This window comes from Phaeodactylibacter luteus (genome assembly GCF_007993045.1).
GTDB classification, from domain to species: Bacteria; Bacteroidota; Bacteroidia; order Chitinophagales; family Saprospiraceae; genus Phaeodactylibacter; species Phaeodactylibacter luteus.
Genome location: NZ_VOOR01000029.1, coordinates 20543 through 36783 on the forward strand (window position 1 = coordinate 20543; position 16241 = coordinate 36783).

Sequence of the window (16241 nt, forward strand, 5' to 3'; positions counted from 1 at the left end):
ACATGCGCAAACAATTGCGAAAGCTGTTCCAACCTAAATCATTGGCTGTCATTGGGGCTTCAGACCATCCGCGTTCGGTTGGCTTCGTGGTGATGAGGAACCTGCTGGAAAGCGAGTTTAAGGGGGCGGTCACCCCGGTCAACCTCAAGCACCGTCAGGTGCAAGGGCGCCGTAGCTATTACCGCATCAAGGACGTCCCCCAAGCACCTGATTTGGCGCTCATCACTACACCCGCCTATGCTGTGATGCAGGTGGTCCGGGAATGTGGGGAAGCCGGGGTAGGGGCATTAGCCATTTTGTCTGCTGGTTTTAGCGAAAGCGGGGAGGAGGCCCGGCACCGCCTGAAACGGATCAAGCAAATAGCAAGGGAGTACAATATGCGTGTGCTGGGCCCTCGGAGCCTGGGCTTCATCAACCCCTACTTGGGGCTGAATGCCAGCTTTGCCACCCGTATGGCAGCGCCTGGCAATATTGCTTTCATTTCTCAGAGCGGCGCATTGGGCACTTCCGTTTTGGACTGGGCCATAGAGCAGCAGGTAGGGTTCAGTTATTTTGTTTCGGTGGGCGCTATGGCCGATATCGGTTTTGCAGACCTGATCGACTATTTCGGCACGGACAACCACACGACTTGTATCCTCATTTACATGGAGAGCCTCAGTGAGGCCCGCCGTTTCATGAGCGCTGCCCGTGCCTTTGCCCGCCATAAGCCTATTATTGTCCTCAAAGCTGGGCGCAGCCTGGAAGGGCGTCAGGTGGCCCTATCGCATACAGGGGCTTTGGCCGGCAACGATGCGGTTTACAGTGCTGCTTTCCGGCGTTCTGGCATCATCCGGGTAGATACCGTCGCGCAGCTGTTCAACTGCGCACAGTCTTTGGCCATGCAGCCCCGCCCCTTTGGCAACCGCCTGGCTATACTGACCAATGCCGGCGGGCCTGCCGTATTGGCGACCGACTACCTGATGGCTAAAGGGGGCAAGCTGGCTGCTTTGTCCGAGAAAACAACGGAAAGGCTCAATGCAGCTCTGCCGGTCAATTGGAGCCATACCAACCCGGTCAATATCTTAGGCGATGCTTCCGCCGAGCTTTATGGCAAAGCGCTGTCCGCTTTGCTGCTCGATGCGCAGTCCGATGCAGTGCTGGTCATCCTGACTTATCAGGCGATGACGGAGCCCGAGGAGGTGGCCCGGGCAGTGGCAGAAGCGGCCAAGCGCTCAAGGAAGCCCGTACTTGCAGCTTGGCTGGGGGAAAGGGGCGTTAGGGAAGGGCGGGAGATATTGGAGCGGGGCAGGGTGCCCAACTACCGTTACCCGGAGAGCGCGGTTGATGTTTTTGTGAAAATATACCAGTATACGCGCAATCTGGAGCTGTTGTACGAGACGCCGCCAGAGGAGCCCCGTCAGTTCAAGCCCGACAAGGCACGTGCCGCAGGGGTGATCCAAGGGGTGCGTGCTGCTCAACGGGCACAGATGCTGGAGACGGAAGCCAAAGACCTATTAGCCTGCTACGATATCTCGGTATCAGATTATCGGCTGGCCCAAAATATGGAAGAGGCCGTGCTCGCGGCCAAGGCGATTGGCTACCCCGTGGTATTAAAGGTAGCGACTCCTGATCTATACCATAAATCAGATTTTGGCGGGGTAGCGCTAAATGTGGGGGATGCGGCAGGAGTGCGCAGGGCATTTAAAATGGTGGTGCAAAATTTCCATGCGCATGCCCCTGATGCCCACCTCACCGGGGTAGTGGTAGAGCGTATGGTGAATAAGCGCTTCGAGCTGTTTATCGGTGCACGGAAAGACCCGGTGATGGGGCCTGTACTGGCTTTTGGGGCTGGCGGTATCGCGGTGGAGGTGCTCCGCGATACCCAATTGGGCATGCCGCCTATGAACATGGCGCTGGCCCACCGCATGATCGAACGGACGAACATTTACCCTCTGCTCAAGGGGTACCGGGGGCAGAAAGGGGTAGATCTGGAAAGCCTGGCTTTCACGCTTTGCAAATTTGCGTACCTGATCATGGACTTCCCGGAGATACAGGAAATCGATATCAACCCCTTTGTAATGGATGAAAACGGGGGCGTAGTGCTCGATGCACATGTAGTATTGGACACCGCAGTCTTGCCACAAGATCAGCGGAAACCGTACCACCACTTGGTCATCTCTCCCTATCCCGGGCGCTACCGAAAGTCGGTCATGGCCCGCAACGGGCAGGAGGTCTTGCTGCGCCCCATCCGCCCTGAAGATGAGCCCATCGAGCTGGAAATGGTCAACCGCTTGTCCAAGGAATCATTGTATTTCCGGTTTTTCGGGTATGTCCCGAAAATGACCCATGAGCTCATGACCCGCTTTACGCAAATAGATTACGACCGGGAAATGGCCATCATTGCCCTCATCAGCCAGGAAGGCCGGGAGGAGATGATAGGGGTGGTGCGCATCATCGCTGACCCATGGGGGCATTCTGCAGAGTATGCTATACTGATAGCGGATGAGTGGCAGGGGCAGGGCTTGGGCAGTAAGATGACCGACTACATCATTGAAATTGCCAGGGATATGGGGCTTAGGCATATTTATGCCACTGTGCTGGCTTCCAATGCCAGCATGCTGGCTTTGTTTGAGCGCAAGGGCTTTCATATTTCCAGGGAAGACTTCGATACGTTCCGGGTAGACTTGGACTTGTAAACCGTTAAAACGCTAAACCCATGCCCTCTGGTGAAGAAAGCTGGTACGCTCGCCTATTTGCGAAAGCCTATGACCCGGTCATGGCACAACTGGAACAGGCCATGCTGCAGGAGCTGCGGCGCAGCCTATTGGCGCACGCCCGAGGGCGCGTACTAGAGATTGGGGCGGGCACCGGAGCCAATTTCCCCTATTACCCACCTTCTGCCCAAGTCTTGGCGACAGAGCCGTCGGCGGCTATGTACAAGCGGGCAGCCCGCACCCTACCCCCTAGCGTGTCTCTGTTGCAGGCAGGCGTTCACAGCCCTGTTTTGAGCAGACAGGTACCTGAAGGCGGTTTCGATACTATTGTCAGCACGCTTGTACTTTGTACTGTGCCCGATGTGGCTCGGGCTTTGGCTGATCTGTACTCTTGGCTGGCCCCCTCTGGCCAACTGCTTTTGCTGGAGCATATCCACGATCGCCGACAGCCGCAGCGCAGCCTTCAGCAGTGGCTCAGCCCTATTTGGCGCAAAGCCGCAGCGGGCTGCCACCTCAACCGGCAGACCGATATGTTGGTACGGGAGGCGGGCTTCTCTCCCTTGGAAGAGGAGGTGCACCTTACTAAATGGGTGCCGTTCTACTATGGGGTATATGAAAAAAGCCGGCCTTGAATCTAATTAGAATTTAATACCGTTAATGCTTTGTTTTTTAAACCATCCTATTGATTTGCGCGCATAGGGTGTGTGCTGTGGCCGCAAGTTCTTGATTGGGGCAGCTTTTATTTTGCCCCACCGGTTAATATTTTGTTAAAAAAAGGGAAAAAATTAGAGGGGCACTCGCATTTGTCTTTCAATGCGCTTATATTTGAACCGTTCTAATGCAACAGCTGCATTCCATCACTTCACCAAAACACAAGGTCTATAGTAAGTAACTCTACACTAAAAAATTGCGACATAAGATCCCATAACGCTAATTTATTTAGTTATGCAAGTTACACCACTGAACGACCAACAGTTGATTTCTAATTATTTGGAAGGTGATGAAAAAGCTTTCGAAGAGCTTCTCTCCCGTCACAAGCAGCGCATTTACACTTCCATCTACCTTTTTGTCAAAGACCAAAGCTTGGCAGAAGACATTTTCCAAGAGGTCTTCATCAAGATTATTGATACCCTGAGGAAAGGGAAGTACAATCATGAAGGCAAGTTCCTGCAGTGGGCGCTCCGTATTTCCTACAATATGTGCGTGGATTACTTCCGCCGCAACAAGCGCCGCCCGAAGGTGTCTCCAACCGAAACTTTCGACATTTTCGATGTATTGCAGTCTTCTGAGCGCAATGCAGAACAGAGCATCATCCGCAGTCAGACGCACGACAAAATCCGCACCCTTGTCGATATGTTGCCGCCCGAACAGCGCGAGGTGGTCATCCTGCGCCACTATGCAGATATGAGCTTCAAAGAAATCGCCAAACTGACCCGCGTGAGCATCAACACCGCTCTAGGCCGTATGCGGTACGCCTTGATCAATATCCGCAAACTCGTCGAAGAGCGGGAAATCGTTCTGCAGTAACTGCTGACTTGCTGCCGGGTGCAGGCGTTGCGTGCCCGGCTTTTGATCCCAAGAACGACAAAGTCAACCACGGTGAGGGCAAGCTCTCGCCAAAATTCCCTCAAGCCTTTAGTAACCTGTTAACCAAATTTATAAGCCGGTAGCTTTGCTGCCGGCTTTTTTGGCTTTCAAAGGCAGGTATACACAGTTGTGTGGAATTTGTACGTTGGCTTCTTTGCAGAGGAATGGTTGTTTTATCTTGATTTGCAGCTATTTTGTATTGTCATTGTCGGTTTTTGTGCCGCTACGTTTCTCTTTCAAGAATCTGCTATCTTATGAACTGCCAACTACCAACTGCGTAGAGTAGTTTCCGGACTAGCATTGTTTCTTTGTGTTTTGGTTTCGGGTCATCCCCAGATTTTATCGGCGCAAACCAGATTGTCGTTTTTTGGGGGCCTGCCCCTGCCGTGAGGGCAGGTGCCGCTATGCTACGGGGCTCGCTCTTCGCTCGGCCTTATCAGGCCTGCCGCCCCTTCGCAGCGCTAGGCCAATGCCAGGCTAGAGCCCCAAAAGCATAAACGCCTGCGACATTTTGGTTCACGCCCGATTTTATCGGGCTTTGTTTTTCCATGCACGGATATGCCACAATTCCTGCTCTCTTCAGCCCAGCGGATTGAGTTGTATTTCAAAGTAGACTCCATTTGTGTCTTTCAAATAGCATTTTATCGGTTGGGCTACAAAGGGCTTGGAGCTGCCAGCTTTTCTATCCGCCGGGCAGCATATCGTTCAGTTGCGCAGTGAGGATAAGGCCTGTCAGGAGCCATTGATAATTGCGGAGTAGCGTTGGCATAAGGCAAAATTCCCCGCTCGTACAACCCTCCCCTCCCTCTGCTGTTCTACTGAAGTAGAAAAACTTCAACCTGCATCTATGTCCAAAAAAGCGACCACGCCAACGCTTGACAAGCCTAGTGAACAGAACCTCAGAGCGGCAATCCGGATCAAGGGTGCCCGTGCCAATAACCTCAAAAACATCAGCCTGGATATCCCTAAGGATCAACTGGTAGTGGTAACTGGGGTCTCCGGCTCTGGCAAGTCTTCCATTACTATGGACACCCTCTTTGCCGAGGGGCAGCGCCGATATGTGGAGAGCCTGTCGAGCTACGCCCGGCAGTTCCTGATGCGGATGAAAAAACCGGATGTAGATTACATCAAAGGCATTTGCCCGGCCATCGCTATCGAGCAGAAAGTGAGTACGAGCAACGCCCGCTCCACGGTGGGCACGCTCACAGAGGTGTACGACTACCTGCGCATACTTTATGCCAGAGTTGGGCGTACCTACTCGCCGGTCTCCGGTGCGGAGGTACGCAAGCACGAAGTCAGCGATGTTGTAGATTATATACATCAGTTGGCGGAAGGGGCAAAAGTGCAGTTGTTCATCCCGCTTTCTGACAAGTACAAAGACCGGACCATCCGGCAGGAGCTAGAGCTGCTGTTGCAGAAAGGATACACCCGGGTACAGTACGAGGGGCAGCTGCAATATGTGGAGGAGGTGCTGAGCACCGCTGCACCTGATTTGTTGGATCAGAGTTTGGAGCAGGCAGCAGGGGCAGGCCTTCGTATCCTGATCGACCGTTTTGTGGTACGGCAAGGGGATGAGGAAAATGCTAAGCGGATGGCAGACTCCGTGCAGACTGCTTTTTATGAGGCGGAAGGGGAGTGTGTCGTTGAGGAGATTGGGGGCGAAGCCAAAGCATTCAACAACCGTTTTGAGCTAGATGGGCTGGTGTTTTTAGAGCCTACGCCTCAGCTGTTCAATTTCAATAACCCCTACGGGGCCTGCCCTACTTGTGAAGGGTTCAGTAAGGTGATGGGCATCGATGAGCACAAGGTCATCCCCGATCCTGGCAAGTCGGTATATGAAGGGGCAGTGGCCTGTTGGAAAGGCGATAAGTACGGCCAGTGGCTCGATCGGCTTTTGGACAATGCCCATCACTTTGATTTCCCCGTTCATACGCCTTACGCTGAGTTGACCAAGGCCCAGAAAAAGCTGCTTTGGAAAGGGAACGCCCACTTTTGGGGCATCAACGATTTTTTCTCGGAGCTGGAGGAAAAGATGTACAAAATACAAAACCGGGTAATGCTTGCGCGTTACCGCGGCCGTACCACCTGTACATCCTGCGATGGCGGCCGGCTGCGGCAGGAGGCAACCTATGTCAAAATTGGCGGCCACCCTATCACAGATTTGGTAGAGCTCCCTGTGGATGAGCTGCTGTCTTTCTTCCAAGGGCTAACACTAAACGCCTACGATGAAAAGGTGGCCCGCAGGCTGCTGCTGGAAATCAACAACCGCCTTCAGTTTATGTGCGATGTGGGGCTGAACTATCTCACCCTGAGCCGTTTGTCTTCCACGCTTAGCGGAGGAGAAACCCAACGGATCAACCTGACCCGCACCCTTGGCAGCAACCTGACTAGCTCGATGTATATCCTTGACGAGCCAAGCGTGGGGCTGCACCCTAAAGATACAAGCCGCCTGGTGCGGGTACTGAAGTCTCTGCGCGATCTCGGAAATACGGTCATCGTAGTGGAGCACGAAGAGGATGTTATCCGCAATGCTGATTACTTAGTTGATATCGGCCCAGCGGCGGGCATTCACGGTGGGGAAGTGGTCTTTGCGGGCCCATTTACGGAGGTCTACGAAGCCAAGAACCAAAGCCTTACGGCTCAGTATATGAGCGGCAGGATGGCTATCCCTCTGCCTGCTGCCCGCCGTAAAACCAACAGCTTTATCGAGGTGAAAGGGGCACGGCAGCACAACCTCAAAAAGGTAGATGCCAAGTTCCCCTTGCATGCGCTATCGGTAGTGACCGGTGTTTCTGGTTCAGGTAAAACGACCTTGGTCAAGCAGATTTTATACCCGGCTTTGCTGCAGCATTTGGGCGAAAGCACCACACAGTCGGCAGGGTTGTTCGATGAGCTGTCTGGCAGCTTGAAAACGGTGACACAGGTAGAAATGGTGAGCCAAAGCCCCATCGGGAAGTCTTCGCGCTCCAATCCTGTGACTTACGTCAAAGCGTACGATGCCATCCGGAAGCTCATGTCAGAGCAGCAGCTCTCCAAAATACACGGGTTCAAACCCAAGCACTTCTCTTTCAACGTGGATGGAGGGCGGTGCGATACCTGCAAAGGGGAAGGGGAGCAGGTGGTGGAAATGCAGTTCTTGGCGGACGTGCGCTTAGAGTGCGAAGCCTGTGGGGGCAGACGTTTTAAGCAGGAGGTATTGGATGTGGAGTACCAAGGGAAGAATATTCATGACATCCTGGAGTTGAGCGTGGACGAAGCCCTCGACTTTTTTGCAGCCCAGAAAGAAGTGGTGTCCAAGCTACAGCCACTGAGCGATGTCGGATTGGGGTATGTACACCTTGGGCAGTCTTCAAGCACCTTGTCCGGCGGAGAGGCGCAGCGTGTTAAGTTGGCTTCCTTCCTGACCAGAGAACGGAGCAACGAGCATATCCTTTTCATTTTCGATGAGCCCACAACCGGGCTGCACTTCCACGATATCCGGAAACTATTGGATGCGATGAACGCACTAGTGGAAAATGGCCATACCGTGCTTGTTGTGGAGCACAATATGGAAGTCATAAAGTGTGCAGATTGGGTTATTGACCTCGGCCCCGGCGGGGGCAAGGCTGGCGGGCATCTTGTTTTTCAAGGCACACCTGAAGGGCTTGCGTTGGAGCCATCCTCTTATACCGGGCAATTTCTGAAGGAGAAGCTGACGCTATGATTTCATAGCCTAATCGTTGATCCACTTTTTGCGCTCCTGTTCTATATGGTGGAGCTCGATATCCACCCCATATTTGTCAGCTAGGTGCTGAGCCAGGGCATCCGCAGCGTAAACTGACCGGTGCTGCCCGCCGGTGCAACCAAAATTGACCATCAGGCTGGTGAAGCTGCGCTCGATATAGTTTTCTACGGCCTCGTCTACCATACGGAACGCATCATTGAGGAAGCCCTCCATAGTGCTGTGGTGCTTGAGGAAGTTGATGACCGGCTCGTCCCGTCCTGTCAGTTTTTTGTAAGGCTCGTACCGCCCCGGGTTGTGTAGGAAGCGGCAGTCGAAAGTAAAGCCGCCGCCGTTGCCGGAAGGGTCAACGGGAAGCCCTTTTTTATAGGAAAAACTATTGATGCGCACCGTGAGTAGGCTGTTGCTGCCTACCGTAGTATCAAAAGGCTCGAACGCTCCGCTGTCTGTAATTTGTTGTATTGCTTGTGAAAGCTCGGGCAGCTCAATCGCAATTTGGCCTCCGTTGAGCAGCTGCTGTACATTGCGCAGGGCAAAGGGGATGCTTTTGAGAAAGTGCTCCTTGCGCTCGTACAGCCCACGTAGCCCATAAGTGCCTAAGACTTGGATACTGCGCATCAGCACGAAGCCATAATAGTGGCGCAGAAAACGCTCCCGGTCTATAGGCAACAACTGCCCGGCGGTGTCGAGATAGTGCGATAAGAGCTCAAGGCGGGTATCTTCGGGGATGTCAGCCTTGGCCTGATAGAGCAAAGAGGCCAAGTCGTATTGCAGCGCGCCCTGCCGGCCACCCTGGTAATCAATAAAAAATGGCGCCCCATTGCGGACCATGATGTTCCTAGACTGGAAATCCCGGAACATAAAGTGGGCTGTGCCGGCTTCGAGCAGGAAATCAGCCAAGCGGTGGGCTTCCTGTTCCAGCCGCTGTTCATCGAATTGAGCGCCGGCCAGGCGGAGGAAGTGGTATTTGAAGCCATTGAAGTCCCAAAGCATAGATTGCTTATCGAAGACCGGGCAGGGATAGCACCGGCTGTAGTCCAAGTTTTTGCCCCCCTGAATCTGCAAGCGGGCCAGCTCTTCTACTACCCGTTTGTAAATTTTCAACAGGTGGGGCGGGAAGGGGCCTTCTCCCCGCTGCAGCAGATAGCTGTATAGGGTGGTTGCCCCCAGGTCTTCCTGTAGATAGACCTGCCGGCCCAAGTCTTCCTCGTATATAGCCGGAACGGGCAGCCCCAGCTCGTGGAAATGCCGGGAGAAGGCTATGAAAGCCTCGTTCTCTGCCCGGTTGGGGTTGTAAGTCCCGATAGCGCTTTTGCCCTCAGCTTGCAGGCGGTAGTAAATCCGGGCCGAGCCAGAAGGGGCGAGGGGGAGTACCAGCTCGGGAGATTTTCCGGACCAGTTTTCGAACAGGGCGCTCAGGGCCTGCTCAATAGCAGTAGCTTTCATAGTAATCGGGAGTTTACTCTTCTTCTTCCCACCCACGGCGGCCGCCCCAATGATCTTCAGGCAGGTGTTGTTCCTTGTATTCGGTAATAGTGGCCCAAAGGAGGTCCTTGAGCTCCTGTAGCCCTTGTTGTGCAACGGAGGAAATGAAAATAGCCGGTATGCCTTCCGGCAAATCCGCTTTCAGCATTTGCCGGAGCTCATCATCGAGCAGGTCGCTTTTGGTGACCGCCAGGACGTGGGGTTTGTCCAATAGCTCCTCGTTGTACATCTGTAGTTCCCTTAGCAGGATGCTGTACTCCTCCCGGATGTTGCCAGTATCGCACGGGATCATGAACAACAGGGTCGCATTGCGCTCAATGTGGCGCAGGAAGCGGTGCCCAAGCCCCTTGCCCTGATGCGCGTCTTCAATGATGCCCGGGATATCGGCCATGACGAAAGAGCGGCCGTCGCGGTAGGGGACAATCCCAAGGTTGGGCACTAGGGTAGTAAAGGGGTAGTTCGCAATTTTAGGCTTGGCAGAAGTGATAGAGGCCAAGAGCGTTGACTTTCCGGCATTAGGGAAGCCCACCAGCCCGACATCCGCCAGGGTTTTTAGCTCTAGCACTTTCCACTCTTCCTGTCCGGGCTCGCCGGGCTGTGCATACCGGGGGGTTTGGTTGGTAGAAGACTTGAAGTGGCTGTTGCCCAGCCCGCCCCGCCCTCCGGCTAGGATGATGCGCTCTTCTCCGTGCTGCGTGATTTCGAAATCGACTTCGCCCGTTTCCGCGTCCTTAGCCACTGTGCCTAACGGGACATCGAGGTAGATGTCCTCTCCGTTAGCTCCAAACTTGTGGTTATTGCTGCCATTGCCCCCATCTCCAGCAATGACATGCTTGCGGTATTTGAGGGCGAGCAGGGTCCATACATTGCGGTCCCCCCTAAGGATGATGTGGCCGCCTCTGCCGCCATCGCCCCCATCGGGGCCTCCTTTGGGGTTGCCCTTTGCCCGGTGCAAGTGTGCAGAGCCTGCCCCGCCCTTGCCGGAGCGGAAGCAAATTTTAACGTAATCCACAAAATTTTGAGCAGACATCAGGGTGCTTTTTTATTCAACATGCAAAGGTAGCCCATATTGTGGTAATAAAAAGCAGGGGCTGCGGAATTCCACAGCTTAAGGCAACAACGGCGCATAGGGCTGTGCAGTTGTTGAGGCAGTGCGAGTTGGTGTGGTTTTAGTTGGGCAGGGCAACCGGGCAGGGGCAATGCAGATAGCTAGAGCTCGTCAATCTCGTGGCAGAGCCGGCTGAATATTTCGTCAATCGTCCCGACACCGTGTACTTTGACAGATTTGCCCTTGGCGTCGTAGAAGTCGAAGACAGGAGTGGTTTCGCTTTTGTAGACCTCAATCCGGTTTTGGATGATGCCCTCGTCCGAGTCGTCAGCACGGCCCGAGGTTTTGCCGCGTTCGAGGAGACGGCGGACCAGCTCGTCATCGGGCACATCGAGCATGATGAGGCGGGAAACTTCCTGCCCTTTTTCGGACAGCAGGTTGTCAAGCGCTTCCGCTTGTGGGGTAGTCCGTGGGAAGCCATCAAAAATATAGCCTTTCACATCGGGGTTGGCTTCCACCTTGTTGCGCAGCATACCTACGGTCACAGAATCAGGTACGAGCTCGCCTTTTTCGATATAGCTCTTGGCTTCCTTGCCCAGAGGGGTATCATTGCCCATTTCATACCGGAAGAGGTCGCCGGTGGAAATGTGCAGGAGTTCGTACTTAGCTACAAGCTTGGCAGCTTGCGTACCTTTCCCGGAACCCGGAGGGCCGAAGAGGATCAAATTAATCATATAACGTTCTGGTTTGTACGTCTTTAGTGATAGCGTGCCCGCACCACGCGCGCGCGCCTGTATTTTGAAAGAAAGCTAAAATACAAAAATGGGCTTAAAAGGGGGAACGCCGTTGCCTAGTCTGCTCAAATATTAGGGCGTTGACTTTGCGGTAGCAGTAGAAAAGGGAATGCGCTAGTCTTGGCTGATGACGTCCCGTGCAGAAGAGATCTTGGGCTCCCAATAGCTGGATTGAGTGATGTTGTCTTCTACGACTCCGCGGGAGGTGCTATGGATAACATGTATGCCGTCTGCCCGATTATCTACCACAAGGGAGACATGGAAGACTTTTCCGAGAGGGGACCGCCGGTAAAATATGAGATCTCCGGGCTTAACGTCTTTCAGCTTTACTTTCTTCCCATCTTTCTCCTGCATGCCTGAGGTGCGGGAAAGCACGACATCAACCTGGTCCATAACATAGGAAGTAAAGCCAGAGCAGTCGAAGCCTCCCCGTGGAGAGGTGCCGCCCAGTTTGTAGGGCGTGCCAAGGAAGGTCCGTGCGTACCGGACCGCTTCCTGCCGCAGTGCTGCTTCCCCTTCCACGGCAACAGGGGGGGCAGGCGGTATACGGCTGTCCTCTTCATCAGAGGCTTCCTCTTCCGGCTCAGCAGGGGGCGTTGCCTCCTCGTATAGGGGGCGGTCTTCTACGGGGCGCCCGCCCCTCGATGAATTATAGCTGTAGGAGTTAGAAAAAATGCTGCATTGGCTGAAAAAGAATGGCAGAGCGGATAAGAGCAGCAGCTTCAGGCTGAAGGACGGCATTCGGTTCATGGAAGGAATATAAGTGAAAGCGTTACAGGATTTCGAAAGCATCCTGGTCGTTTAGGAAAGCGAGTTTAGACCGGAACTGATCCTGCTCTTTTTTTTCTAGGCTGAGGGTAAAAATACCAGCTGATTCTGAAACGAGCAAGCGGCAGCCGCCGCTGTAGTCATATACCGAAGAATGCCCGCAATGAGGGTACCCGTTGCCGTCGTCCCCTATCCGGTTGACCCCCACCGTATAAGCTTGGTTTTCTATTGCCCGGGCCCTGAGCAGGGCATCCCAGGCTGCTATCCGCATAGCAGGCCAGTTGGCGACATACAGCAGCAGGTCATAGCGGTATTGGTTCCTGCTCCATACCGGGAACCTTAAATCGTAACAGATCAGCGGCATGATGGCCCACCCCTTCCACTGAACGAGCAAGGGCTTTTGCCCGGGGGAGTAGTGTTCTTGTTCGCCCGCAAGCGTAAAGAGATGGCGCTTGTCATAGTAAGCGTAGCTGCCATCGGGCCTCACCCAGAGCAAGCGGTTGAAGTACTGCCCATTTTCTTCCACCATGATGCTGCCGGCCACAACTGCGCTGAGCCTTGCAGCCTCCTGTGCCATCCAATGATAGGCCCGTCCTTCCGTAGGCTCGGCCAGCCCCTTGGGCGACATGGAAAAGCCTGTAGTGAACATCTCGGGCAAGATGACTACATCTGTCTGCCCGGGCTGCAATGTGGAGAGCAGATGTGCAAAATGTGCCAGGTTGCCTTTGGGGTCTTCCCAGCTTAGGGTGGTCTGTGCCAGTGATAGGCGGAGCATATTGGTTTGCATGCTACTATTATAGAAAAAGAGGGGCAAAGCTCTATGCCTTGCCCCCCTTTTTAGGAAATCTTTAAACTAAAGCCTATCCGGCTGAAATATAGATGCCAATAGCGGTAGGCAAGATTAACCCTTCTCGGCTTTGGCTGCTGCTGCTGCCGCAGAACGCAGTGCACGAGGTGTTTCTATGCTAGCTACAGGCACGCCAGGAGAGTTCATGATCTCGACCGTCTCCAGCTTCTGATCGATATCGCGGATACGGATAGATTCGTTCAGCTGCAGCTTTGAAATGTCTACCTGAATGTCGCCCACCATGTGCTCGGGCTTCGTCTTGATGCGGATACGGCGCAGGCGCTGTACCAGCTTTCCACCAGCTTTTACACCAGGAGAAGTGCCTTTGAAACGGATAGGTACATCAACCTTTACCGGCGTCCCTTCGATGAGGCGGAGGAAGTCGATGTGCAGGATTTCATCCGTGACAGGGTGGAACTGCAAGTCCTTGACAAAGGCTTTGAAAGACTTTCCGTCTATGGAAACTTCTGCCAGCTTGAAGTCAGGCGTATAAATAAGGTGTTTAACATCTTTGGGCTGAACAGAAAAATGAACAGCATCGCCACCGCCATACGCTACGCAGGGGATGTGGCCTTCTTTGCGAAGGGTATTGGTCGCTTTTTTGCCCAAGTCTGTCCGGGCCTGTCCTGTAAGCGCTATCGTTTCCATGATTTATCGACTTTGTCTTAACTTTTTACAATTGATAGTATTTCAGGTGCTAAAGTTATTTAGCCCCAAAAAGGTCCGCAAAGATAGTCATTCACAATAAAAAAATAAAGCCCTGCTCTATAAAAAGTTGAGCCTTAGGAATGATTGAGGGCCTAAGCGCATAGCGGATAGCCTTAGCCATCCACAAAAAGCGCAGAAATAGAGCGGTGCTCGTGGGTATTGCGGATGGCTCTAGAGAACAGCTTGGCGGTGCTGAGCACTTTGATTTTTTCGGAGGGCTCTTTGAGGGGGATGGTATCACAAACAATCAGCTCTTCCAGTTTGGAGTTGGCGATTTTATTGTATGCATCACCAGAAAGGACCGGGTGGGTGCACATAGCACGGACGCTTTTGGCGCCTTTTTCTATCAAGATGTTGGCGGCCCGGCACAAAGTGCCTGCCGTATCCACGAGGTCGTCTACCAATATGACATCCGCACCGTCCACATCACCGATAACTGTCATTTCAGAAACCTCATTGGCTTGCTTGCGGTACTTATCGCAAATGACGAGCGGGCAGCGGAAGTGCTTAGAGTAAGTCCTGGCCCGTTTTACGCCGCCTACATCTGGAGAGGCAAAGATGACGTTGTCGAGTTGTTGCTCTTGAAGGTAAGGGATATAAATGGCCTCGCTCTTGAGGTGGTCCACGGGGATATCAAAAAAGCCTTGGATCTGATCGGCGTGCAAGTCCATCGTCATGATGCGGTCAGCCCCTGCCGCCTGAATAAGGTTGGCGATAGTTTTGGCGGAAATCGGGACGCGCGGCTTGTCCTTACGGTCTTGCCGGGCATAGCCGAAATAAGGGATAACCGCCGTAATATAGCCGGCAGAAGCCCTTTTGGCGGCATCGATCATCAGGAGCAGCTCCAAGAGGTTTTCAGCGGGCGGGTAGGTCGATTGGATAAAAAACACATAAGCTCCCCTTACCGATTCGTTGATGACGGGCTGCATCTCGCCATCGCTGAACTTGTGGACCTTGATGTCTCCAAGCGGGTGCCCGTAGTGGTCCGCTATGCTTTTGGAGTGGTACTCAGATGTTGTTCCGGAAAAGAGTTTGACTTCAACCATTTGGCCAGGTATCATTTATCAATTGCGGTTATTAATCATTCGAAAAGGGCTAACCAACTGAATGCGTTGCATGGAGTGCAGTAGTGCTGCAAAGTCTTGTAAACCAAGGGGGAAAAGAGAATGTCGTCGCTCGCTGCCCGTCCTGCGGTAAAGGTAAGAACATTCATAAAGCTATGCCACGTCTGAGCCGGTTTTTCCCATGCGCCCTGCAAAAAGTTCCTAGTGGTCTGTCAAGGCTAAAACTAGGGGTTGCCTGCGGCGGCTTTTGAGGCTACTCTTCGTTGGACAACCCCTTACGTAGCGCTGCTATGCGCGGGAACATCCGCCTTGATTAGCCTCAAAATTCGCTCCCACTCAACCCATAAATTAACACTTGACAGACCACTAGCGGCTCAAGTCCTAAATCCTTGACACCCCAAGCCTTGGCCTTTTGCCCGCTGATGGAAACCTGCAAGCCTCGCCGACTTCATCGTGCGGCCCCTTATCCCCACGCTTCGTGTAGGCTATGGCTGTGTTTCCAGGCCTCATCAGCAAACAAAGATTCCTGCGGCTTAATGATCATAGATTTAAAACTTGAACCACTAGCTTTCGCCGAGGAGTATATGGGGTTGGTCGAACTCCTGTGGCGGTAGGCAGCCAATCCCTTACTTTTGTAAAGTTAAATAATGCCTTGGCCTAAAAAGCCCAGGCTGCTATCTGAACAAACAACGAAAACATGCCGGGGCTATTCTTTGGCGATTGGTGGGGACAACTCAACTTGCTACAGCAAAGCCTTTGGCTGCTGTCGGTAAGCAGTAGCCTGTTGTTGCTCATTCTGATAGTCATGAGCCTGTTGGACCCCGATACGGAGGCAGAGGCCAATGCTCGCCTGGCTAAGGTTTTCAATGCCCGCACTATCCTGACCTTCCTCACCTTCTTTGCTTGGACCGGGCTCGGGGTTTCTTACTACTGGGCCGCTCCGGTGGCCGCCCTTGGCACAGGCCTAATTGCAGGCTTGCTCGCTGCTGTTTTTGCAAAAGGCATCACCCTTATGCTGCTGCGCCTCGCGCCCAGGGGCGGAGCCCCCCGGCATCCTGAACGGCTGATGGCCACCACAGGGCGAGTACTGGCGGTCGTCCCCTCACACCGCAATGGTTTCGGAAAGGTCCACCTTAATGTGAAAGGGGCCCCGTACGAACTAGAGGCGATGACGGCAGGCTTTGAGCTCAAGCCCGGTGCTTCGGTAAGGGTGGTCGGGGTGATCGAAGAAGGGCGGGTGCTTGTAGTAGAGCCCTTGGAAGATGAAGGCTATCCTCACGAAGAGCACGGCTTGCCCCGATAGTAATATGGCATCTCTTAAAGCACGAGGTGCCATTTCAACCCTGCAATCATCTCCTGTACACCAAGCCAATTAATAACAGAGAACAGCACTCGGCGGAGCACCTTAAGGATGGGGCCTGCCCCTGCCTGCCGGCAGGTGCCGCTATGCTCCGGGGCTCGCTATCCGCTCGGCCCTATCGGGCTTATACCCCTTCGCAGCGCTAGGCCAATGCCAGGCTATAAAG

12 protein-coding genes are annotated in these 16241 nt (G+C 53.6%); 5 read left to right on the forward strand and 7 right to left on the reverse strand.

The features are described from left to right. The first annotated feature begins 2 nt into the window (after positions 1–2). The 4 genes from FRY97_RS13830 (at position 3) to uvrA (ending at position 7983) form a co-directional block, all read left to right on the forward strand. Complete coding sequence (locus tag FRY97_RS13830) at positions 3–2675, forward strand: bifunctional acetate--CoA ligase family protein/GNAT family N-acetyltransferase (RefSeq protein ID WP_147168142.1); 2673 nt, start codon at positions 3–5, stop codon at positions 2673–2675. Positions 2676–2695: 20 nt separating this feature from the next. Further along, positions 2696–3325 carry a class I SAM-dependent methyltransferase gene (locus tag FRY97_RS13835; RefSeq protein WP_147168143.1) on the forward strand — a complete coding sequence of 210 codons (630 nt, stop codon included), beginning with the start codon at positions 2696–2698 and terminating at the stop codon, positions 3323–3325. Positions 3326–3638: 313 nt separating this feature from the next. Continuing rightward, positions 3639–4220 carry an RNA polymerase sigma factor gene (locus FRY97_RS13840; RefSeq protein WP_147168144.1) on the forward strand — a complete coding sequence of 194 codons (582 nt, stop codon included), beginning with the start codon at positions 3639–3641 and terminating at the stop codon, positions 4218–4220. A 907-nt stretch (positions 4221–5127) separates the two neighbouring features. Beyond that, entirely contained in the window at positions 5128–7983 is a 2856-nt protein-coding gene (uvrA, locus tag FRY97_RS13845; protein WP_147168145.1) for an excinuclease ABC subunit UvrA, read from the forward strand. 9 nt (positions 7984–7992) lie between these two features. On the opposite strand, the gene FRY97_RS13850 is transcribed toward uvrA, so the two are convergent. The 7 genes from FRY97_RS13850 to FRY97_RS13880 form a co-directional block, all read right to left on the reverse strand. Beyond that, a complete protein-coding gene (locus tag FRY97_RS13850; protein WP_147168146.1) occupies positions 7993–9447 on the reverse strand; it encodes a RapZ C-terminal domain-containing protein in 1455 nt (484 codons plus the stop codon). Between the two features lie 13 nt (positions 9448–9460). Continuing rightward, positions 9461–10516, reverse strand: coding sequence for a GTPase ObgE (obgE, locus tag FRY97_RS13855; protein WP_147168147.1), 1056 nt, complete (start codon positions 10514–10516; stop codon positions 9461–9463). A 179-nt stretch (positions 10517–10695) separates the two neighbouring features. Then, entirely contained in the window at positions 10696–11268 is a 573-nt protein-coding gene (locus FRY97_RS13860) for an adenylate kinase (RefSeq protein WP_147168148.1), read from the reverse strand. A 174-nt stretch (positions 11269–11442) separates the two neighbouring features. Continuing rightward, positions 11443–12078, reverse strand: coding sequence for a C40 family peptidase (locus tag FRY97_RS13865; RefSeq protein WP_170254646.1), 636 nt, complete (start codon positions 12076–12078; stop codon positions 11443–11445). Between the two features lie 22 nt (positions 12079–12100). After that, positions 12101–12871 carry an amidohydrolase gene (locus FRY97_RS13870; RefSeq protein WP_211356874.1) on the reverse strand — a complete coding sequence of 257 codons (771 nt, stop codon included), beginning with the start codon at positions 12869–12871 and terminating at the stop codon, positions 12101–12103. A gap of 126 nt (positions 12872–12997) precedes the next feature. After that, positions 12998–13591: a 50S ribosomal protein L25 gene (locus FRY97_RS13875; protein WP_147168151.1), complete on the reverse strand. Its 594-nt coding sequence runs from the start codon at positions 13589–13591 to the stop codon at positions 12998–13000. Positions 13592–13764: 173 nt separating this feature from the next. Further along, positions 13765–14697 (reverse strand): ribose-phosphate pyrophosphokinase, encoded by a 933-nt coding sequence (locus FRY97_RS13880; RefSeq protein WP_147168152.1) that lies wholly within the window; start codon positions 14695–14697, stop codon positions 13765–13767. A gap of 715 nt (positions 14698–15412) precedes the next feature. Between FRY97_RS13880 and FRY97_RS13885 the strand changes: the two genes are divergently transcribed. Further along, the gene (locus tag FRY97_RS13885) at positions 15413–16018 is read left to right on the forward strand and encodes an NfeD family protein (protein WP_147168153.1); all 606 of its coding nucleotides are present in this window, start codon (positions 15413–15415) and stop codon (positions 16016–16018) included. Positions 16019–16241: the final 223 nt, after the last annotated feature.